The sequence below is a fragment of the Bradyrhizobium sp. NBAIM18 genome (assembly GCF_020193825.1).
In the GTDB taxonomy this organism is placed as follows: domain Bacteria; phylum Pseudomonadota; class Alphaproteobacteria; order Rhizobiales; family Xanthobacteraceae; genus Bradyrhizobium; species Bradyrhizobium yuanmingense.
Window position 1 is genome coordinate 1 of the sequence record NZ_JADYVO010000016.1, and the last position, 21,293, is coordinate 21,293.

18 protein-coding genes are annotated in these 21,293 nt (G+C 64.2%); 9 read left to right on the forward strand and 9 right to left on the reverse strand.

Translation table 11 applies throughout. The annotated features are described in order from the left end of the window. The first annotated feature begins 329 nt into the window (after positions 1–329). The 9 genes from I6F17_RS27360 to I6F17_RS27400 all read left to right on the forward strand — a co-directional run bounded on the left by I6F17_RS27360 (position 330) and on the right by I6F17_RS27400 (position 10,459). Positions 330–575, forward strand: coding sequence for a PilZ domain-containing protein (locus tag I6F17_RS27360; protein ID WP_036020176.1), 246 nt, complete (start codon positions 330–332; stop codon positions 573–575). 362 nt (positions 576–937) lie between these two features. Next, positions 938–2,092 (forward strand): iron-containing alcohol dehydrogenase, encoded by a 1,155-nt coding sequence (locus I6F17_RS27365; RefSeq protein ID WP_225126321.1) that lies wholly within the window; start codon positions 938–940, stop codon positions 2,090–2,092. Between the two features lie 18 nt (positions 2,093–2,110). Next, the gene (locus I6F17_RS27370) at positions 2,111–3,661 is read left to right on the forward strand and encodes an AMP-binding protein (protein ID WP_225126319.1); all 1,551 of its coding nucleotides are present in this window, start codon (positions 2,111–2,113) and stop codon (positions 3,659–3,661) included. Between the two features lie 184 nt (positions 3,662–3,845). After that, positions 3,846–5,444: an ABC transporter substrate-binding protein gene (locus I6F17_RS27375; RefSeq protein ID WP_225126317.1), complete on the forward strand. Its 1,599-nt coding sequence runs from the start codon at positions 3,846–3,848 to the stop codon at positions 5,442–5,444. Positions 5,445–5,477: 33 nt separating this feature from the next. Then, positions 5,478–6,425 (forward strand): ABC transporter permease, encoded by a 948-nt coding sequence (locus tag I6F17_RS27380; protein ID WP_036002026.1) that lies wholly within the window; start codon positions 5,478–5,480, stop codon positions 6,423–6,425. Positions 6,426–6,434: 9 nt separating this feature from the next. After that, positions 6,435–7,328 carry an ABC transporter permease gene (locus I6F17_RS27385; RefSeq protein WP_036020171.1) on the forward strand — a complete coding sequence of 298 codons (894 nt, stop codon included), beginning with the start codon at positions 6,435–6,437 and terminating at the stop codon, positions 7,326–7,328. After that, positions 7,328–8,335, forward strand: a complete 1,008-nt coding sequence (locus I6F17_RS27390; RefSeq protein WP_036045381.1) for an ABC transporter ATP-binding protein — start codon at positions 7,328–7,330, stop codon at positions 8,333–8,335. The genes I6F17_RS27385 and I6F17_RS27390 overlap by 1 nt, the downstream gene beginning before the upstream one ends. After that, a complete protein-coding gene (locus tag I6F17_RS27395; protein ID WP_225126315.1) occupies positions 8,332–9,318 on the forward strand; it encodes a dipeptide ABC transporter ATP-binding protein in 987 nt (328 codons plus the stop codon). The genes I6F17_RS27390 and I6F17_RS27395 overlap by 4 nt, the downstream gene beginning before the upstream one ends. Before the next feature lie 148 nt (positions 9,319–9,466). Then, on the forward strand, positions 9,467–10,459 hold the full coding sequence (locus tag I6F17_RS27400; RefSeq protein ID WP_225126314.1) for an ABC transporter substrate-binding protein: 993 nt from the start codon (positions 9,467–9,469) through the stop codon (positions 10,457–10,459). 144 nt (positions 10,460–10,603) lie between these two features. Here the strand turns inward: I6F17_RS27400 and I6F17_RS27405 are convergent, their stop codons facing one another. The 9 genes from I6F17_RS27405 to I6F17_RS27445 all read right to left on the reverse strand — a co-directional run bounded on the left by I6F17_RS27405 (position 10,604) and on the right by I6F17_RS27445 (position 21,186). Further along, a complete protein-coding gene (locus tag I6F17_RS27405) occupies positions 10,604–11,350 on the reverse strand; it encodes a C13 family peptidase (RefSeq protein ID WP_225126312.1) in 747 nt (248 codons plus the stop codon). A 208-nt stretch (positions 11,351–11,558) separates the two neighbouring features. Further along, on the reverse strand, positions 11,559–12,314 hold the full coding sequence (locus I6F17_RS27410; protein WP_225126310.1) for a ThuA domain-containing protein: 756 nt from the start codon (positions 12,312–12,314) through the stop codon (positions 11,559–11,561). Between the two features lie 193 nt (positions 12,315–12,507). Further along, a complete protein-coding gene (locus tag I6F17_RS27415; RefSeq protein ID WP_225126308.1) occupies positions 12,508–13,311 on the reverse strand; it encodes a hypothetical protein in 804 nt (267 codons plus the stop codon). Between the two features lie 246 nt (positions 13,312–13,557). Continuing rightward, entirely contained in the window at positions 13,558–15,534 is a 1,977-nt protein-coding gene (locus tag I6F17_RS27420; RefSeq protein ID WP_225126306.1) for an acetyl-CoA carboxylase biotin carboxylase subunit, read from the reverse strand. Further along, positions 15,531–17,147: an acyl-CoA carboxylase subunit beta gene (locus I6F17_RS27425; RefSeq protein ID WP_225126304.1), complete on the reverse strand. Its 1,617-nt coding sequence runs from the start codon at positions 17,145–17,147 to the stop codon at positions 15,531–15,533. Before I6F17_RS27425 ends, I6F17_RS27420 begins: the two co-directional genes overlap by 4 nt. A 121-nt stretch (positions 17,148–17,268) precedes the next feature. Next, positions 17,269–18,135: a 3-keto-5-aminohexanoate cleavage protein gene (locus I6F17_RS27430; RefSeq protein ID WP_225126302.1), complete on the reverse strand. Its 867-nt coding sequence runs from the start codon at positions 18,133–18,135 to the stop codon at positions 17,269–17,271. Positions 18,136–18,353: 218 nt separating this feature from the next. Beyond that, entirely contained in the window at positions 18,354–19,154 is an 801-nt protein-coding gene (locus tag I6F17_RS27435) for an AraC family transcriptional regulator (RefSeq protein WP_036002084.1), read from the reverse strand. A gap of 212 nt (positions 19,155–19,366) precedes the next feature. After that, complete coding sequence (locus I6F17_RS27440; protein WP_225126300.1) at positions 19,367–20,023, reverse strand: glutathione S-transferase family protein; 657 nt, start codon at positions 20,021–20,023, stop codon at positions 19,367–19,369. Further along, complete coding sequence (locus tag I6F17_RS27445; protein WP_225126298.1) at positions 20,023–21,186, reverse strand: acyl-CoA dehydrogenase family protein; 1,164 nt, start codon at positions 21,184–21,186, stop codon at positions 20,023–20,025. Before I6F17_RS27445 ends, I6F17_RS27440 begins: the two co-directional genes overlap by 1 nt. Between the last annotated feature and the right edge of the window lie 107 nt (positions 21,187–21,293).

The following is a 21,293-nucleotide window of genomic DNA, read 5'->3' on the forward strand; positions in this document are numbered from 1 at the left end:
GAGGTGGAGGGCGTGACGGGGTGAGTGCGTGTGGGCACGGCTCGCTGCTCGTCATTGCGAGGAGCCCTTGCGACGAAGCAATCCAGGCTGCCTCCGGGGAGGGATTTCTGGATTGCTTCGCTTCGCTCGCAATGACGGTGTTGAGGCAGGCGCGCGCCACGTCGTCACTATGGGGAGAGGGGAAGCGCACTCCGCTACCGCTGCTTTTGTCTTTCGCTGACACTTTTCGTTAAAATTCTCGGGCGCGGCTTAGGGGGATCGCATGATCTCTTTTCCATGATTGGGACAGATCAGCCGCCGCGACCTGCGGAGTTGGAGGAGACGTGCCAATGCATCCGCGCAAGTTCGTTCGTGTGAAGCCCGCAGGCCTGGTGTCACGCCAGGCCAAGATCATCACCGACCCGCGCGCGCCGGTGATCCCGTGCACGCTGATCGACTATTCGCCCGGCGGGGCCTGCGTCGATCTCGGCGGCCAGGTGGCGATTCCCGATCGCTTCGAGCTGCTGCACGTCAACACCAAAAAGCGCTGCCGCATCGCCTGGAAGCGCGGCACGCGCGTGGGCGTGGTGTTTTGAGGGGATAGCGGCCGGTTGCTGGCCCTGCGGCCCTGCCTTTGTGGCAAGGACTCGCCTTGGAGAGATTTTCCCTTGCAGCCATCCTTCGAGACGCCCGCTTTAAGCGGGCTCCTCAGGATGAGGGTGGCGTGCGCGGCGACAGTTTCTCGACGGGCACCGGCGCCGATGAGCCTCATCCTGAGGAGGCGCGTAGCGCCGTCTCGAAGGACGAGGCGTGCGCGCCGGCCGCCGCCACATCTCACATGCAACAGTCCCACCCCCTTGCGCTGCAAACGGTCAGCGTCTTCGCGCATGACTGACGTGGCGGGGTCGGCTAGATTGCCTCCACAACAACAACAACGAATTGTCCGGGGAGGACAGGCGTGCACCAGGGACGTGTCGTGTTCGGCGCGATCGAGGAGGTCGTGTTCGGCCATCCTGCGGCCGGGGCCATCGTCGCGCAGATGGACCGGCTGGGAACAAGCCGCGCCTTCCTGATGGTGTCGGGGACGCTGAACCGGCAGACCGACGAGATCACGAAAATCAGGGACGCGCTCGGCGGGCGCTGCGCCGGCCTGTTCGACGCCATGCCGGCGCATACGCCGCGCGAGGCGGTGATCGCGGCGACACAAGCGGCGCGCGCGGCGGAGGCGGATCTGATCGTCACAATCGGCGGCGGTTCCATCACCGACGGCGCCAAGGCGGTGCAGCTCTGCCTCGCCAACGGCATCGACGATATTGGCGGCATCGACCGCATCCGCGTGCGCAAGGGCGTCGCGCCCGAGATGAACGCCCCTCGCGTGCGGCAGGTCAGCGTGCCGACCACCATTGCCGGTGGCGAGTTTTCATCGATCGCGGGCGTCACCGACCGCGCGAGCCACGTGAAGCAGATGCTGCGGCATCCGCTCACTGTGCCGCGCGCGACCATCCTCGATCCTGCCATCACCGTGCACACGCCGGAATGGCTGTTCCTGTCGACCGGCATCCGCGCCGTCGACCATTGCGTCGAGGCGATCTGCTCGCGCGAGACGCATCCTTACGCCGATGCGCAGGCGGTGAAGGGCCTCGCCATGCTCGCCGACGCGCTGCCGCGGGTGAAGGCCGACCCTGGGGATCTCGATGCGCGGATGGACGCGCAGATCGGCACCTGGCTGTCGATGGGCGCGCTTGCCGCCGGCGTGCCGATGGGCGCGAGCCACGGCATCGGCTACGTGCTGGGCGGGGCCTTCGACGTGCCGCACGGCTACACCTCCTGCGTCATGCTGCCGGCGGTGATGCGCTGGAATGCGCGCGACAATGCCGAGCGGCAGATGATCGTCGCGGCCGCCATGGGCTATCCCGGCCGTGACGCCGCCGACGTGCTCGATGCCTTCATCCGCTCGCTCGACATGCCGCGCAGCCTCGCCGACGTGCGCATCTCGCCGGAGCATTTTGACGCGATCGCGGAAGCCGCGATGCGCACGAACTGGATTCCGCGCAACCCGCGCAGGATCGAGGGCCCCGCCGATGTGCGCGAGATCCTGCTGCTTGCCGCCTGATCGACATCCGGAGGATCGATGTACACAGGTCACCACGCCCGCCTGCGTCCGCTGCAGCCCGCCTTCATCATGGCGGCGACCGGCGAGGCCGTCACCTATCGCGACTTGGAGGCGCGCAGCAACCGGCTGGCGCACTTGTTCCGCCAGCACGGCTTGAGGCGGCTCGACCATTATTCAATCTTCATGGAGAACAATGCGCGTTATCTCGAAGCCTGCGGCGCGGGCGAGCGCTCCGGGCTCTACTACACCTGCATCAACTCGTTCCTGACGCCGGGCGAGCTCGCCTATCTGCTCGTCAACAGCCAGTCGAAGATTTTGATCACGTCGATGGCCAAGCTCGCCATCGCGCGCGAGGCGATCGAGGCTTGTCCCGACATCAAGCTCTGCATCGTCGCCGACGGCCCGGGCGAGAGCGAGCGCATCGTTGGCCTATCGGAGGTGACCGCCGGCCTGCCGGCAACGCCGATTCCCGACGAGTGGCTCGGCACCGCCATGCTCTATTCCTCCGGCACGACGGGACGACCTAAGGGCATCCTGCGCCCGCTGCCGGAGGAGAAGCCGAAGCACAATCTGCCGCTGTTCGATTTCCTGTTGAGGCTCTGGCACTACCGCGAGGGCATGGTCTACCTGTCGCCGGCGCCGCTCTATCATTCGGCGCCGCAGGCGGCCGTGAACCTCACGATCCGCATGGGCGGCACCGTGATCATCATGGAAAGCTTCGATCCCGAGCGTTACCTGCAGCTGGTCGAGCAATGGGGCATCACCCACACGCAATTGGTGCCGACGATGTTCTCGCGCATGCTGAAGTTGCCGGAGGAGGTGCGCGCCCGCTACGATCTGTCCTCGCTGGAGATCGCCATCCACGCCGCCGCGCCCTGTCCGCCGCAGGTCAAGGACGAGATGATCAAATGGTGGGGACCGATCATCCACGAATATTACGGCGCCACCGAAGGCCTCGGCTTCACCGCCTGCAACAGCGAGGAATGGCTGGCGCATCGCGGCACCGTCGGCAAGGTGCTGCTCGGGGACCTGCACATTCTCGACGAGAACATGCGGGAATGCCCGACCGGCACGTCCGGCCAGGTCTGGTTCAAGACGGCAACGCCGTTCGAATATTTCAACGATCCCGAGAAAACCAAGGAGGCGCGCTCTGCCGATGGGAGCATGAGCACGGTCGGCGACGTCGGCTATGTCGATGCCGACCGCTTCCTATACCTGACCGACCGCGCCACCTTCATGATCATCTCCGGCGGGGTGAACATCTATCCGCAGGAATGCGAGAACCTCCTGATCACCCACCCCAAGGTCGCCGACGCCGCGGTGTTCGGCGTGCCCAACGTCGATCTCGGCGAAGAGGTGAAGGCGGTGGTGCAGCCGATGCCGGGCGTGGTGCCGGGGCCCGCCCTCGCCGAGGAGCTGATCGCGTTCTGCGCCAAATCGCTGTCGCGGCAGAAGGTGCCGCGCTCGGTCGATTTCGAGAAGGAATTGCCGCGGCTGCCGACCGGCAAGCTGTACAAGCGGCTGCTGCGGGACCGGTACTGGGGGAACAAGGCGTCGCGGATCGTGTGAGAGCGCAACATCTGCGCGCGAGCCCTTCGCACCTGCACTCTCACATCGCGAGACAAGCGCCCGAGATATTCCATCATCCGAATTGTCGAGGGCGCAGCGAGCCTTGCGGGTTGCCTCGCTGCACGCGCCTCGCTATCGTCTGGATAAACAGGCCGCAAAAGGCCGAGGTCCAGGGAGGATGAGCATGCGGAGCGTGTGGACGCTCGCCGCAATGGCGGCGTTATCTGTGCTGACGGCCTCAACTGCCACGCTCGCCGGCGAGCCCAAGCAGGGCGGCATTTTGCGGATGTATCACCGCGACAGTCCGGCCAACGCCTCGATCCTCGAAGGCGCGACCTATTCGATCAACATCCCCTTCATGGGGGTGTTCAACAATCTCCTGATCTACGATCAGCACATCGCGCAGAACAGCCCCGATACGCTGCGGCCGGACCTCGCCGAAAGCTGGTCCTGGAGCAGCGACAACAAGAAGCTGACGTTCAAGCTGCGCCAGGGCGTGAAATGGCACGACGGCAAGCCGTTCACCTCGGCCGACGTCAAATGCAGCTTCGATCTGTTGATGGGCAAGTCGCAGCAGAAGCTGCGGCAGAATCCGCGCAAGGCCTGGTACAGCGAGGTCAACGAGGTCACGACCAACGGCGAGTTCGAAGTCACCTTCGACCTGAAGCGGCCGCAACCCTCGCTGCTGGCGATGCTCGCCTCCGGCTACACTCCGGTCTATCCCTGTCACGTCTCGCCGGCGGACATGCGCACAAATCCGATCGGGACCGGGCCGTTCAAGTTCGTCGAGTTCAAGGCCAACGAATCGATCAAGCTGACGCGCAATCCCAATTATTGGAAGAAGGGCCTGCCCCATCTCGACGGCATCGAATACACCATCATCACCAACCGCTCGACCGCGATCCTGGCTTTCGTCGCCGGCAAGTTCGACATGACCTTTCCGACGCACATCACGATCCCGCTTTTGAAGGACATCAAGTCGCAGGCGCCGAACGCGACCTGCGTCGTCGAGCCGACCAACGTCTCGACCAACATCATCGTCAATTCCACTTCCGCGCCGTTCGACAACATCGACATCCGCCGCGCGATGGCGCTCGCGCTCGACCGCAAGGCGTTCGTCGACATCCTGTTCGAAGGCCAGGGCGACATCGGCGGCACCATGCTGCCGCCGCCGCAGGGCCTCTGGGGCATGCCGAAGGACAGGCTGGAGACCATTCCGGGCTATGGCCGCGACGTCAACGCCAACCGCGAGGAAGCCAAGAAGCTGATGCAGAAGGCGGGCTATGGTCCGGACAAGCGCCTCGCCGTGAAAGTCTCGACGCGTAACATCGCGGAATATCGCGACCCCGCCGTGGTCCTGATCGACCAGCTCAAGACCATCTATATCGACGGCGAGCTCGACGTCGTGGAAACCGCGAACTGGTTCCCGAAGGTCGCGCGCAAGGATTACATGCTCGGCCTCAACCTGACCGGCAATGCCGTCGACGATCCCGACCAGTCGTTCTACGAGAACTATGCCTGCGGCTCGGAGCGGAACTACACCAATTATTGCAACAAGGAGATCGAGAAGCTGTTCGACGTGCAGTCGCAGGAGACCGACATCGGAAAGCGCAGGCCGCTGGTGTGGGACATCGACAAGAAGCTGCAGGAGGACGTCGCCCGCCCGATCATCTTCCATGCCCGCGCCGGCACCTGCTGGCACCCCCACGTCAAGGGCGTCACGATCATGTCGAACAGCTCCTACAACGGCTTCCGCTACGAGGATGTGTGGCTCGACAAGTGACGCGACGCTGACGGCTAGCGCGGAGGGCGGTGCATGTTTGCCTATCTGGTGCGGCGCCTGTTCCTGATGTTCGTGACCCTGTTCGGGATCTCGATCGTCATCTTCTTCCTGCTGCGCATCGTACCGGGCAACATCGTCGACATCCTGTTCGCCGCCGCCGGCTACGTCGATCCCGCCGACAAGGCCAATCTGGAGAAGGAGCTCGGCATCGACCGTCCCTTGATCGTGCAATATTGGCACTGGATCAGCGGCTTCATGCGCGGCGATTTCGGCTTCTCCTATGTCTCGGAGAAGCCGGCGCTGCAGGAGATCCTGCCGCGAATTCCGATCACGGCAAAGCTCGCCGGCCTCGCGCTGTTGTTCTCGGCATCGATCGGCATTCCCTTGGGCGTCATCAGCGCGGTGAAGCAGGGCACGAAGCTCGACTACGCGCTTCGCGTCGTCAGCCTCAGCGGCCTGTCGCTGCCCTCGTTCTGGCTCGGCCTTTTGATCCTCACCGCGTCGGTGGCGATGTTCGGGCAGATGCCGATCTTCAATCCCAATCCGAAGACCTGGCTCGAGGCGTTCGCGACCTACGCCGTGCCGGCCGCCGCCGTCGGTTTCCGCAGCGCGGCGCTGACCATGCGCATCACACGCTCCTCGATGCTGGAGGTGCTGCGGCAGGACTACATCCGCACCGCCCGCGCCAAGGGCGCCTCCGAGGCGGCGGTGAACTATCACCACGCGCTGAAGAACGCGATCCTGCCCGTGATCACCGTGATCGGCATCGAGGCGGCGTTCCTGATCGGCGGCCTGATCGTCACCGAGACCGTGTTCAACATCCCCGGCGTCGCGCGCTTCCTGGTGGAGGCGATCCGCTGGCGCGACTATCCGATCGTGCAGAACCTCGTGATGTTCATCGCGGTCGTGGTGGTGTTCGCCAATTTCACCGTCGACATGCTCTACGCGGTGTTCGACCCGCGGATCAGGTACACGGATTAGGAGATCAGCTTGGCCGCGATCGATTTCGACGTTGAGCTGAGGCGGGCCGGGGCGCATGCGACCGGGGGCTGGCGGCGCGTGCTGTTCATGGCGCAGCGGCACGTGCTGGGCGCGGCCGGGCTCGTCATCATGACATTGTTCGTGCTGACGGCGATCTTCGCCGATGTCATCGCGCGCTATGATCCGCTGACCGTCGATTCCGCCCGCGCGCTGGCGCGGCCGAGCTGGGCGCACTGGATGGGCACCGATTCCTTCGGCCGCGACGTGTTCAGCCGCATCATCCACGGCGCGCGGATCTCGCTCGCGGTCGGCATCGGCTCGACCGTGCTCGGCGGCACCATCGGTGTGATCGTCGGCCTCACCTCCGGCTATCTCTCCGGCTGGTTCGATCTGGTGTTCCAGCGCGTCTCCGACGTGCTGCAGGCGCTGCCGCTGCTGGTGCTGGCGCTGGTGATGACGGCCGCGCTCGGACCCTCGCTGCCGAACGTGATCATCGCCATCGCTATTCCGCTGATCCCGACGGTGGCGCGCGTCATCCGTGCCAACACGCTGGCGCTGCGCGAGCAGCCATTCGTGGAGGCCGCCAAGTCGATCGGCATGAGCGAGATGCGGATTGCGCTGCGCCACGTGCTGCCGAACACGCTGGCGCCGCTGATCGTGCTCGCCACCGCCCAGCTCGGCTCGACCATCCTGACCGAGGCTTCGCTGTCCTTCCTCGGCCTCGGCATTCCCGAACCCTATCCGTCGTGGGGGCGCATGCTGTCCGAATCCGCCGCCGAATATGTCCGCACCGCGCCCTGGCTCGTGATCTTCCCGGGCGTCGCGATCAGCCTCGCAGTGTTCGGCGCCAACCTGTTCGGCGACGCCCTGCGCGACATCCTGGATCCGAGGCAGCGCGGCTGATGGCGGACAAGACCGATCTCGTGCTCGACGTGAAGAACCTGAAGACGGTGTTCTTCACCAATTCCGGCCTGTTCAAGGCGGTCGACGACCTCTCCTTCAGCGTGAGGCGCGGCGAGACGCTGGCGATCGTCGGTGAATCCGGCTGCGGCAAGAGCGTCACCGCGCTGTCGCTGATGCGTCTCGTGCCCGATCCGCCCGGCCGCATCGTCGGCGGCTCCGTCGCGCTGGAAGGCACCGACCTGCTGGCGCTGGATGAGGCGCAGATGCGCGCGGTCAGGGGCAATCGCATCTCCATGATCTTCCAGGAGCCGATGACCTCGCTCAATCCGGTGATGCGGATCGGCGACCAGATCGTCGAGGCGGTGCGGCTGCATCGGCATATCTCGGCGAAAGAGGCGCAAGGCATCGCGGTCGAGATGCTGCGGCTGGTGCGCATCCCCGAGCCGGCGCGGCGGGCGCGCGAATATCCGCATCAGCTCTCCGGCGGCATGCGCCAGCGCGCGATGATCGCGATGGCGCTGGCGTGCCGGCCGGCGCTCTTGATCGCGGACGAGCCGACCACCGCGCTCGACGTCACCATTCAGGCGCAGATCCTGGCGCTGATCCTCGACCTCCAGAAGGAGCTCGGCACCGGGCTCGTGCTGATCACGCACGATCTCGGGGTGGTCGCACAGACCGCGCAACGCGTGATCGTGATGTATGCGGGGCGAAAGGTCGAGGAGGCCAGCGTCGAGGCGCTGTTCGCCGCGCCGAAGCATCCCTATACGCGCGGGCTGATGGCCTCAATCCCGGCCGTGCCGGCCTCCGGCGCCGCCGCGCAGGCGCGGCTGAACGAAATCCCGGGCACGGTGCCATCGCTGGTGCGGCTGCCGCAAGGCTGCGCCTTCGCGCCGCGCTGCAAGCTCGCCATCAAGCGTTGCGAGGCCGAATATCCGCCGCTGGCGGATTGGGGCGGCGGGCATCTGGCCGCCTGCTGGCGCGCGGAAGAAGTCGCGGAGGTGGCATGACCGAGGCGCTGCTCGAAGTCACCGACCTCAAGAAGCACTATCCCGTGCGCGCCGGCGTGTTGCGCCGGCAGGTCGGCACCGTGCACGCGGTCGACGGCGTCTCGTTCGCGCTCGGCACCGGCGAGACGCTCGGCCTCGTCGGCGAATCCGGCTGCGGCAAGTCCACGGTGGCGCGCAGCGTGCTGCGGCTGGTCGAGCCGACCTCGGGCCAGATCCGCCTCGACGGCGAGGACATCACGCATCTTTCGAAAACGGCGATGCGGCCGCACCGCCGCTCGATGCAGATCGTGTTCCAGGATCCGTTCGCCTCGCTCAATCCGCGCATGACCGCCGGCGACATCGTCGGCGAGCCGATCGCCGTGCACGGGCTCGCGACCGGCAAGGAGCTGGAAGTGCGGGTCGCAAGGCTGTTCGAGCAGGTGGGATTGCGGCCCGACCAGATGCGCAATTTTCCGCATCAATTCTCCGGCGGTCAGCGCCAGCGCATCTGCATCGCCCGCGCGCTGGCGCTGGGGCCACGCCTGATCGTCTGCGACGAGCCGGTCTCCGCGCTCGACGTCTCGATCCAGGCGCAGGTGATCAACCTTTTGATCGACCTGCAGCGGCAGCATGGCTTCTCCTATCTCTTCATCGCGCACGACCTTGCCGTGGTCGCCCATATCAGCCACCGCGTCGCCGTGATGTATCTCGGCCGCATCGTCGAGATCGCCGACAAGGACGAGCTGTTCCGCAATCCCCGGCATCCCTACACGCAGGCCCTGCTCGCCTCGGTGCCGATCGCCAATCCGCTGGCGAAGAAGCTCGCGCCCCTGGTCGACGGCGACGTGCCGAGCCCGGTCAATCCGCCGTCAGGCTGCGCATTTCACACCCGCTGCCGGTTTGCGATGGAGCGGTGCAAGGCGGAACGGCCGGCGCTGCTGGATGCCGGTGATGGGCATCAGGTCGCGTGCCTGCTCAATGACGGGACGGGGCGAGGCCGCTAGGGCGTGTACTCATAAAGGCAATGTCAGCTCCTGAGGGAAGAGCGGGAATCTTCTGCTGGAAGAGCGTTATCGCTTTTGACGCACAGCCGACATCTGGCTTGGGATCTGCTACATTGTCTCAGTGCAGCCCTGGCACTGGGAGGGACACATGCGACGGCGCGATTTCATTGCGTTTGTTGGTGCGGCATCCATGCTGCCTGCTGTCGCACACGGGCAATCGAGTAAAGTGCACCGGATGGCGATATTGCATCCATCGCACCCCATAACAGAGCTGAACGAACTTAGCCGCTTTCGCTATTACCGGGAGTTCTTCAGGGAACTTCGTCGTCATGGATATGTCGAAGGGAGCAATCTATCTATTGAACGCTTCTCCGGAGAAGGTCGCGTTGACGGCTATCCTAAGCTCGCCAGCGATGCCGCAGCTCGCAATCCAGACGTTGTTTTTGCGATCAGCGTTTCTCTGGTCCTTGCCATGAAGCAGGCAACCCCAACAGTCCCGATTGTTGCCATGACCAGCGACCCCGTGGGTCACGGGATTGCAGCCAGCATCGCTCGGCCGGGCGGAAACATTACTGGCGTTACCGTCGATCCCGGCTTGGAGCTTTGGGCAAAGCGCATCGAGCTTCTGAGGGAGATTGCTCCCAAGTTATCAAAACTCGGTATTTTAGCTACAAGAGCAAATCCGGAGGCGGCCGCAATGCGTGACGCGGCCAATAAGGCCGGGATCACCGTTGTGGGCCCCTCTTATGTAGATAATGGGAGTGAGGAAGAATACCGAAGTATTATTGCGACAATGTCGCTGACAGGTACCGATGCTCTCTTCGTCGACGGTAGTCCGGAGCACATTACAAAGCGACAACTAATCGTCGAGCTGGCGGCGAAGTCCCGATTGCCGACCATTTACCCGTTTCGTTCGTTTGTCGAAGCCGGTGGGCTGGTAGCTTATGGGATCGATCTGGTTGAGATTTTTCGCCGTGCCGCCGGCGCCATTGATCAAGTTCTTAAGGGCTCAAAACCGGCTGACATTCCGTTTTATCAGCCAACAAAGTTCGAACTCGTCATCAATCGGACGGCTGGAAAGGAAATCGGAGTAGTGTTCTCTGAGCAGCTACTTGCGCGGGCCGACGAAGTGATCGAGTAAAGAACTGTCGTTGCCACGGTGCATGAGTCCGCTTCTGGCCCGAATGCGAAGCCTAAGCGGGCAGCCAAATAGTCTGCTTATCGAGTGTGACCGGAAACGGCGATACGCCCGCGGGCAATAGCGTCTGCGCTCACGGCCGGTTGTTTAAGGGCGTCCGACGAGCAATGGCAGCACGTTTGCACCGCCCGCCATGAGCGGATTCGACGGCTCGAAATGTTCCCGCAATTCTCGCTTCCGGACGAGTGAGCGCGCATCGAAAAACGCATCCTTCAGGCTGACAGCTTTTCGGAGCGCGACGTTGAAAAAAGCGTCCCCAAAATAGGTCCATTTGGCCTTGTCCTGGCAGCCGAACGACGGATGCTTGTCATCGGCCGCGGTGATGACCAGCACATCGGGAGTCGCCAGGCGCGGAATAAAAACCCCGGAATAACAAGCCGAGATGACCACCACCTTGTGTCGCACACCTGTCTTCGCGAGCATGTCGCGGAGACGAGATGGTGTAAGCGTTTCTGTGAGCCGCCCCGCCTTGATCGCAAGGCCATCAGGAGAGCCATGCGAGGTGAGAATCAAAAACAGAACATCTTTCTCGGGATCCAAGCGGTTGGCTGCCGCCTGCAACGACTTGCTCAGAGCTTCGATCGTTGCACTTCCCCCTTTCTTGGAATTGTACTCCACGTTGATCGGTCCAGTCTCGAAACGGCCGGCCACGACCTGAGCCGCGCCGGTCGCCTCGGATCTAAACACGCTTTGATCCCCATACAGGCCAAAGGACACCACGCCGACCTTTGCAGCGCCCTCAATAGCATGCACCGGAGGAACGAATGGCCAGATGGTCAGAAAAAAAGCGACGAGCGGCGCGCCGAGCCACCTGATCGAGTACCTGGAGGTCATCGCGAACCTCGTTTCGAGATCACTGCTTCAGAACTGCGGCTCAACACAAAATAGAGGAAAGTCAGCGGAGTTCTTTGCAGCGTGGGATACTTCCGATAATCCGAGATGCCGGGCGACAGCCAGTCTCGATCAAGGCGAGCGGCATTGTCGATATCGCCACAATATTTGCCTGTAGGAAATGCACAAGCGGCATGGCAATCCGGTTGCACTAGGCCGACCTTCTCGTAGACCAGAGGATAGCGTTAGTGAGGATTTTCTGGCAGCGCGGGTCCTGCCAGACCGACGCCTCGTGGCCAAGCGCCGAATAGAATACTCGCCCCTCGCCGTAAAATCGTTTCCAGGCGAGCGGCCAACCATAGAAGCGTTGATGCACACCGGCCTTATTGAGGTCCACCGAACTTTGGTCGAGGCGCAGGAGCACGCGGGATCCGCGATAGTCGAAGTCGCTGATCTGGTAGATTTCATCGTTCAACTGCAAGGAATTCCCCAGAAACGCCACCAGTGGGTCTGCAACATCAGCCACCTCGATGGTCACACCCTGATGCCAGGGATGACCATTGAAGTAGCCGCCGATCAGATCGAGATAGTCTGGCCAAGTGTAGAATGTGTCCGTAGCCGAGTGAACGCCGAGAAAGCCACGGCCCGAGCGCACAAAGTTGAGAAGTGCTATCTTTTGGGCACCGCTCATCGGAATTTCACCGCTCGTATAGAACATCACAGCGGCGTACCGCTCGAGGCTTTCGGTCGAAAATTCAGACAAGTCTTCCGTTGCGATGACTTCAAAGGCACCGGAATTCCTTCCAAGCTGCGTCAGGATTGCTTCGGAAAGTGGTATGACGTCGTGCCGGTAGCCGGCCGAGTATGTGAAATAGAGGACACGTTCTGGCGGGCGCTCTGCACGCGCGCCGATCGGTCGGATTGCCGCCGCGCTGCTGACGAGTGCGATGAACTCGCGTCGCGTCACAATCCTCTCCCGATGCTTAACCGGTCAGAAAAGCTTAACACATATCAGCGCGCCGCGCGCCCTGCGGCGCCGCGCTACCCCCGCGGTTCAATCGACTTGGCAATGTCGCTTAATGGCCCGTCAGCGACATTGGAAGATTGCTGCTTCTCCGCCGGTGATGGGCCTAAGCGGACATCAGTCGGCGGCCCGCCGCTTAGTGAGTGCACGGCCGAGATCCCAACGCCCGGATCACCGGCCAGGCCGCGAGCGCGGCGGCGAGATGTTTGAGCGTATGGCCCGAGACCATGTGGCCGGTCGCTTCGAACACGGTCACGTCTCCGAGTTCGAACAGCTTGGCCAGCACATAGAAGACGATCACGCCGCCGAGCGGCACGCCAAGCGCGCCGGGTCGCGGGCGTGTGAACGCGAGGCCCACGGCCAGCGCCATGCCGCCGAACTGCACGACCACCCAGGGCGTGAGATTCTCGCGTGCCACCCAGGCCGCCAACAGGCCCGCGATCATCGTCAGCACCAGCACCGCTTCGCCTGCGCGCGTGCTGATGCGCTCGCTGGCCGCGATGCCCAGAAAGCCCGCGAACGCGACCGCCATGCCGAGACGATCGGCGATGAGCCGTTGCGGCACGTCGGGGTCGAGATGATAGAAGCCCGAGCCGAGGCAAGTGAGGATCAGGCCGACGAAGAACCAGTTCGCACCCACCGGCGCATCGTGGCGGGCACGCAGCCGCTCCGAGCCCCAGACGCCCATCGCGAGGAAGGCGAGATTGCTCAGCACGTCGCCGGCATTGGGCACGCCGAGGAAGGTGCGGCTATCGACGAAATGCGGGATGTGCCAGGCGGCGGCGGGCATCGTGGGCGCCAGAAGCGCGGTGAGCGTCAGGACGAGGAGCGCACCGATAAAATATTTCTCGCCGGTTTGAAGGGGGGCGTAGGAGAGTCGGCGAACGACTGGCGGGACCAGTGCATTGGCCGGTTGAGCTTGGTCGCGCGCGCGCAGCATGAACATCTCCAGGTATTGAACATTGTTCAATATTGGTAGCTCGAAAATGAACTATGTTCAATGGGAAATGTCGCGAGATTTCCGCAACAAGCAAGATATTGAAATTGCTTTGTTTTTGGAATGTGAGCGGCCACCGCAGCCGTGGGGTGGACAAAGCGAGGCGTGCCCACCATTCCGCTTATGATCGACATTCGTGGGCACGGCGCGAGTGCGCCTTTGCCCCCCTACGAGACCGCGTTTGTGGCGCTAACCCGCCCCGATCACCGCGACGATGCGGCCCGTCGTGACTTGCTCGCCTTCGGCAACGTCGATCGCGCCGACCACGCCCGCGATGCCGGCCTTGTGGACGTGCTCCATCTTCATCGCCTCCAGCGTCAGCACCGGCTGGCCGGCGGTGACGCGATCGCCGGGCTTGACGAGGACAGCGACGACGCGACCGTTCATGGCGGCGCGGACTTTGCCGTCGCCGCCATTCGTTGAAGTCGCCTTCGGCGCGGCGAGGGTGAGATCATTCGCCACCAGCGGGATGCCGCGGTGCTGGACGTACAGCCGATCGCCATCCCGCAGGAATTTTGCGCTGTCCATCACGCCGGCGAGGCGGAAGCGGACGGCGTCGGGATCGAGCTGGTCGATCTCGAACTTATGCTGGCGGCCTTCGACGGCGACGGTGTAGCTGCCGTCGCGCTCGCGCATGATGTCGAGCTCGTGCGCATCGCCGCCGATGTCGATTTTCGCCGGCAGCGGAAAGGTGGCGGCAAGGCTCCGCCCACCCTGCCACGACGGCGCGCGCGGGTTGGTGACGTAGAGCAGCAGGCCTGCCAGCGCGATCTCGAATGCCGCGTCCGCACGCGGCGCAAGCAGCTCGTTGCGATGGGCGCCGATGAAAGCCGTCGTCGCTTCCCCCTTGGCAAAGCCGGGATGACGCAGGCACGACAACAGGAACGCCTGATTGGTCGTCACGCCGAACGCCGTAAGCTGCTCCAACCCGACGATCAGGCGCCCCCTCGCCTCCTCGCGATTGACGCCGTGGCTGATCACCTTGGCGATCATGGAATCGTAGAACGGCGGAATCTCCGAGCCCGGTTGCAACGCGTGCTCGACGCGGATGCCCTCAGGCACCTGCCAGCGCGCCATGCGGCCGGACTGCGGCATGAAATCCTGCGCGGCATCTTCCGAGCAGAGCCGCACCTCGATGGCGTGGCCGGAGAACTTGATGTCCTGCTGCTTGATCGGCAGCGGCTCGCCGCGCGCGATGCGCAATTGCAGCTCGACGAGGTCGAGCCCGGTGATCGCCTCGGTGACGGGATGCTCGACCTGCAGGCGCGTGTTCATCTCCATGAAGTAGAACGCTCCGCTTGGATCGAGCAGGAACTCCAGCGTGCCGGCGCCCTCATAGCGCAGCGCCTTGACCGCAGACACCGCGACCTCGCCCATCTTCGCGCGCAGCTCCGGCGTGACGGCGGGCGAGGGCGCCTCCTCGATCAGCTTCTGGTGCCGCCGCTGCACCGAGCAATCGCGCTCGCCGAGATGAATGGCGTTGCCGTGGCTGTCGCCGAACACCTGGATCTCGATGTGGCGAGGGTTCTGGATCGCGCGCTCGAGGATGACGGTGGCATCGCCGAACGCGGCTTTCGCTTCCGACCGCGCGCTGCGCAGGGCATCGGGGAAAGATGCCGCGTCAGTGACGAGCCGCATGCCGCGGCCGCCGCCGCCGGCGACCGCCTTGATCATCACGGGGAAGCCGATCTTCCCGGCTTCGGCGAGCATGACCTCGTCGCCTTGCTCAGCGCCTTGGTAGCCGGGCACGATGGGCACGCCGGCCTTCTTCATGATCTCCTTGGCGCCGGCCTTGTTGCCCATCGCCTCGATCGCCTGCGGCGACGGGCCGATGAAGACGAGGCCGGCATCCTTGCAGGCGCGCGCAAACGCTTCGTTCTCGGCGAGGAAGCCATAGCCGGGGTGAACGGCATCCGCGCCGCTGGCCCTGGCCGCGGCCATGATCGCGGGGATGTTGAGATAGGATTGCGCCGGCAAGGCTTCGCCGATGCGCACGGCCTGGTCGGCCTCGCGCACATGGAGCGCATCGCGATCCGCGTCCGAATAGACCGCGACGACGCCGAGGCCGAGTTTTCGCGCGCTACGCATCACGCGCAGCGCGATCTCGCCACGGTTGGCGACCAGGATCTTGAAGAACGGCCGGTGCCGCACTGATCCGTTCCTCATGGGCGGGCCACCGAAAACTGCATGCGCTGGGGCGTCCGCGCATCGCCCTCGCGGCAGATCGCGAGCACCTCCGATAGCACCGCGCGGGTGTCGCGCGGATCGATCACGCCGTCGTCGAGCACGCGGGCGCTGGTCGAGAACACATCCATCTGGCCGTCGAACACACCGATGATCTCAGCCTTCATGGCGTCCAGCCTGTCCTTCTCGATCGGCTTGCCGCGGCGAGCTGCGGCGGCCTCGGTCACGATCGCCATGGTCTCGGCGGCCTGCTCGCCGCCCATCACCGCGGTCTTGGCGTTGGGCCAGGAGAAGCAGAAGCGCGGATGGAAGCCGCGGCCGCACATGCCGTAATTGCCGGCGCCGAACGAGGCGCCGCAATAGATGGTGATCTGCGGCACGGTCGCCGACGTCACCGCCTGGATCATCTTGGAGCCGTGCTTGATCATGCCGGCTTCCTCATAGGCCTTGCCGACCATGTAGCCGGTGGTGTTGTTGAGATAGAGCAGCGGCGTGCGGGTCTGGCAACAGGCCTGGATGAAATGCGTCGCCTTGTTGGCGCCGGCGGGATCGAGCGGGCCGTTGTTGGTGATGATGCCGATGGCCTGACCCTCGATGCGGGCGTGGCCGCAGACCGTGGCCGGGCCGTAATTCGGCGCCATCTCGGTGAAGTCGGAATCGTCGACGATGCGCGCGATCACCTGTTTCATGTCGACCGGGCGCTTGTGGTCCATAGGCATGATGCCGAGCAGCTCGCCCTGGTCATAGCGCGGCGGCTTGAACTGCACTGAGGCTTTGCCCGGCCGCTCCCAATGCAGCGCCGCCATGATCTCGCGCGCGATGCGCAATGCGTCGCGATCGTCTTCGGCGAGATAGTCGCCAAGGCCGGACACCTGCGTGTGCATCTCGGCGCCGCCGAGCTCCTCCTCGGTCGCGATCTCGCCGGTCGCGGCTTTCAGCAGCGGGGGCCCTGCGAGGAAGGCGCGGGTGCGGCCGCGAACCATGACGATGTAGTCGGAGAGCCCGGTCTGATAAGCGCCGCCCGCAGTGGAGGAGCCGTGCGTGACGGTGACGACGGGCAGTCCCGCCGCCGACAATCGCGCCAAGTTACGAAAGATGTTGCCGCCGCGGACGAAATCCTCGACGCGGTAGCGCAGCAGATTGGCGCCGGCGCTTTCGACCAGTTGCACATAGGGCAGCTTGTTCTCCAGCGCGAGCTCCTGCACGCGCAGCGTCTTGTCGAGGCCGTAAGGCTGCAGCGCGCCGGCGTCGATGCCGGAATCACTGGCGCTGACCATGCAGCGGATACCCGAGACGAAGCCGATGCCAGCGATGACGCCGCCTCCCGGCACGCTCTTGTTCGCATCCGTCACGTCGAACATGTAGCCGGCGAGCGTCGACAGCTCGATGAAGGGCGCCCCGGGATCGAGCACCAGCGCGACGCGCTCGCGCGGCAGCAACTGGCCGCGCTTGTGGAAGCGGTCCTTGGCCGCGGCGGACGCCGCGCGCGTGCGCTCTTCCAGCGCGCGCATGCGGTCGATCAGGCCGAGCATGCCGTCGCGGTTGGCGTGGTAGGCGGCGCTGCCGGGGGAGATGGTGTTTTCGAGAATGGACATCAAAGCTCCTGCCCGTCATTCCGGGGCGCGCGGAGCGCGAGCCCGGAATCCATACTCCCGATCGTGGTTATGGATTCCGGGCCTGGCCCTTCGGGCCATCCCGGAATGACGGAATGTGTGACTACCTGTTCGTCCCAAAGATCTTCCGCGCCTCTGCCGGTGACGCGATCTCGCGCCCGGCGCGTCTTGCGCAGGCGGCGACTGCTTCGATGAGCTGTCCGTTCGACGTCACCTTCTTGCCGTCGGCGAGGTAGAAGGTGTCCTCGAGGCCGGTGCGTAAGTGGCCGCCGAGCTCGGCGCAGCGCTGGTGCAGCGGCCAGATCTCCTCGCGGCCGATGGCGGTGACCTGCCAATGCGCCTCGGGGCGCTTCAGCTTCAAGAGGATCGGCAGCAGCTCGGGATCGGCAGGCATGCCGGAGGCGACGCCCATGACGAAATTGTACTCGAGCGGGCCCTTGTACATGCCGACTTGGGTGTACATGCCGACGCAGCGGACGATGCCGACGTCGAAGCATTCGAACTCGGGAATGGTGCCGACCACGTTCATGACGTCGAGATAGTCCTTCACCTTCTCGACCGCATTGTCGAACATCATCGGCGGCCAGGCCCAGCTGTTGTCGGCCTTCACCTTCAGATAATTCAGCGAGCCGGCATTGCAGGCGGCGATCTCCGGCCGGGTCTCGCGGATGCAGTCGAGCGCGCCTGAGTAATTCGGCCCCGACACGCCCGAGGTGTGGTTGATGATCACGCCTGGGCAGGCCTCGCGGATCGCCTGCTGGATCTCCTTGCTGACCGCGACCTCCCAGGACGGCAGATGTCCCTTGCCCGGCGCCTGCTGGCGCAGATGGATGTGCATGATGGACGCGCCGGCCTCGAACGCAGCCCTGGCCTCGCGCGCCATCTGCTCGGGCGTCACGGGCACGTTGTGCTGCTTGGGGTCGGTGAGCACGCCATTCAGCGCGCAGGTGATGACGGCCTTGTCGCTCATGCGTTCAATGTCTCGCACGTTGAGAATTCAACGCTTGCGATCATGTGACGCGCGACATGCGGCTTCTTGCGCGGAGAAGCTGGGAAAAGACGAGCTTTCGTAGGGTGGGTTAGCCGAAGGCGTAACCCACCACTGTCTGCCTCCGTGGACATTGAAGAGGTGGATTACGCCGATCAGCTGCGCTTCGCGCATCTGATCGGCTAACCCACCCTACGAAGCTACGAAGCCTCCGCCATACGCACCGTCTCGGTGCTGCGATAGATCGCAAGATCGCGCGAGCCGACGAAGATCGCCCGCGGCTTCAATCCGTAGAAGCGGCGGATCGAGTGGCTGAAATGCGTGGAATCGGGATAGCCGATGTCCTGCGCCAGATGGGCGAGGTTGAGGTCCTGGTTGGCGAAGTGCAGCAGATACCGCGCGCGCTTCCAGGCGCGGAAGGAGCGGAACGAGATGCCGGTCTCCTCCTTGAACAGGTGCAGGAAGCGCGAGGCCGAGAGGCCGGCTTCAGCGGCGCAGGTATCCGCCGTCACCGGCTCGCCGGAGAAGCGCTCGATGCGGGCCACGGCGCGCATCACGCGCGGATCCAGCACGCGGCGCGGCAGCGCCTCACCAAAGCACATCTCGTCGAACTCGGCGGTGGTGATGTCGCCATAGCGGCGCTGACGCAGCAAGGCGTAGGCGGCGAGGATCTTGCGGACATAGGCGGCCTGGTCGGGTCCGGTCAGGCGGGCGGCCAAGGCTTCGATCACGCCATCCGGCATGCTTTCCGGCTCCAGCGTCACGCTGATCACGGTGCGGTAGTCGCTGGCGATGGAATGCCGCTGGTTCGGCAGGGTGACGAACAGCTCGCCGGTGGCGAGAACGTCGTCGATCGTCAGGTGCAGATTGCCCTTCACTGCGACATAGACATGGCAGCAGCCAGGTGTCCGTTTGCGGGGACGGCCGAGCAGGCCCGCATAAAACACCCGCTCCGGCGTGATCAGCATCAGGTGGTCGGATTCGCGACCGTTATATTCCATTGGGTTCCTCCTCGCGCGGCTCTCTGGCCGCTGCGGACGGAGGTCACCTTAGCGGAAATTTGGGCGCTGTCACGGTAGGATAGCGCTGTCATGAAAACATGCGCGATCGTTCCGGGGGACGGGAGGCGCGAACCTCAGGTGCGCAATTGCGCACCGGGGAACCTCTAGATTCCGGTCGATGCTGCGCATCGCCGGGAATGACAGCCTGGACCTTACGCCCTCACCCTCGGCGTGACATTCTGCTCTTGCCCGGCCTTTTGCTCCGCAGCAACCGCGCGCTTGAAACCCTCGCGCTGCTGCAGGCGTGCCCAATAGGCTGCCACGTTTGACCCAAAATCCTTGGCAAGCCCGATATTGCTCGCGAGCCGAAGCGCGTAACCGATGACGATGTCGGCGGCGGTGAAGCGGCCCGCGCACAATGTTTCGGCATTCGCGGTCGCTGCCTCAACGGCGCGCAGTCTCCCCAGAAACCATTTCGCGTAATCGGTGGCGACCTGCGGGTTGCGGCGCTCCTCCGGCTCGAGCTGGGTGTATCTCAGCACCAGCGTTTGCGGGAAGGTTAACGTGGCGTCGCTGAAGTACATCCAGTTCAAGAACGTGCCGTAGGCGGGATCCTCAGGACCGACCATCAACGGCGTCGGGCCGTATTTGATGCCGAGGTAATGGCAGATGCCGGAGGATTCCGTCATCCTGGTCTCGCCGTCGATCATGAAGGGAATGGTGCCGAGCGGATTGAGCGCGAGATAGTCCTTGGCGAAGACGCGCGGCGGGAACGGCAACATCTTCAATTCATAGGGCAGCCCCATCTCCTCCAGCATCCAGAGCGGACGGAACGAGCGTGCGGCGTCGCAATGATACAGCGTGATCATCAGGCGTTTCCTTTGCTGCCGGGCAACGTGCCCATCATCTTGCACAGCACCATCAGCATGACCTCGTCGGCGCCGCCGCCGATCGAGGTCAGGCGGCTGTCGCGATAGGCGCGGCTGACCGGCGTCTCGTTGGTAAAGCCCATTCCGCCCCAATATTGCAAGCAAGCGTCGGTGAGCTCGCGCCCCAACCGGCCGGCCTTCAGCTTGGCCATGGTCGCAAGCCGCGTCACATCCTCGCCGGCGACCAGCTGTTCGCCCGCGCGATAGATCAGCGCGCGCAGGAGCTCGACCTCGGTCTGCATCTCCGCGAGCTTGAAATGCACGACCTGGTTGTCGAGGATCGACTTGCCGAAGGCTTTGCGGTTGCGGGTGTATTCGATGGTCTGGTCGATGATGTATTCGTGCGCCTTCAGACAGGCGGCCGCGCCCCAGAGCCGCTCCTCCTGGAACTGGATCATCTGGTAGGTAAAACCCTGGCCTTCCTCGCCGATCCGGTTGCGCTTGGGCACGCGGACATTGTCGAAGAAGATTTGCGCCGTGTCGGAGGAGCGCATCCCCATCTTGTCCAGCTTGCGCGCGATCGTGACCCCCTTGCTCTTCATGGGGACGCAGATCAGCGACTTGTTGCGGTGAACGGGGCCGTCGCCGGTGTTGGCGAGCAAGCAGATCCAGTCGGCCTGGGTGCCGTTGGTGATCCACATCTTGCCGCCATTGATGACGTAGTCGTCGCCGTCGGAGCGCGCACTCGTCTTGATCGAGGCGACGTCGGAGCCGGCGCCCGGCTCGGAGACGCCGATGCAGGCGACGTAGTCGCCGGAGATCGAGGGCGCCAGGAATTCGCGCCGCACCTCGTCCGAGCCGAAGCGCGCCAGCGCGGGCGTCGCCATGTCGGTCTGCACCCCGATCGCCATCGGCACGCCGCCGCAGGTGATGGCGCCCAGCTCCTCGGCCATCATCAGCGCGTAGGAATAGTCGAGGCCCGAGCCGCCGAATTCGACCGGCTTGTTCAGGCCGAGGAAGCCGAGGCTGCCCATCTTCTTGAACAGCTCGTGCGCCGGGAAGATGTCGGCCTTTTCCCACGCGTCGACGTGAGGATTGATCTCGCCCGCGATGAATTTTTGTAAGGAGCGGCGGATGTCGTCGTGGTCGGCGGTGAATAACATTCTCTCTCAGCCTCGTCATTCCGGGACGCGCCCCTTGGCGCGGGCCCGGAATCCATAACCACGATCGTGAGTATGGATTCCGGGCTCGCTCCGCTTCGCTCGCGCCC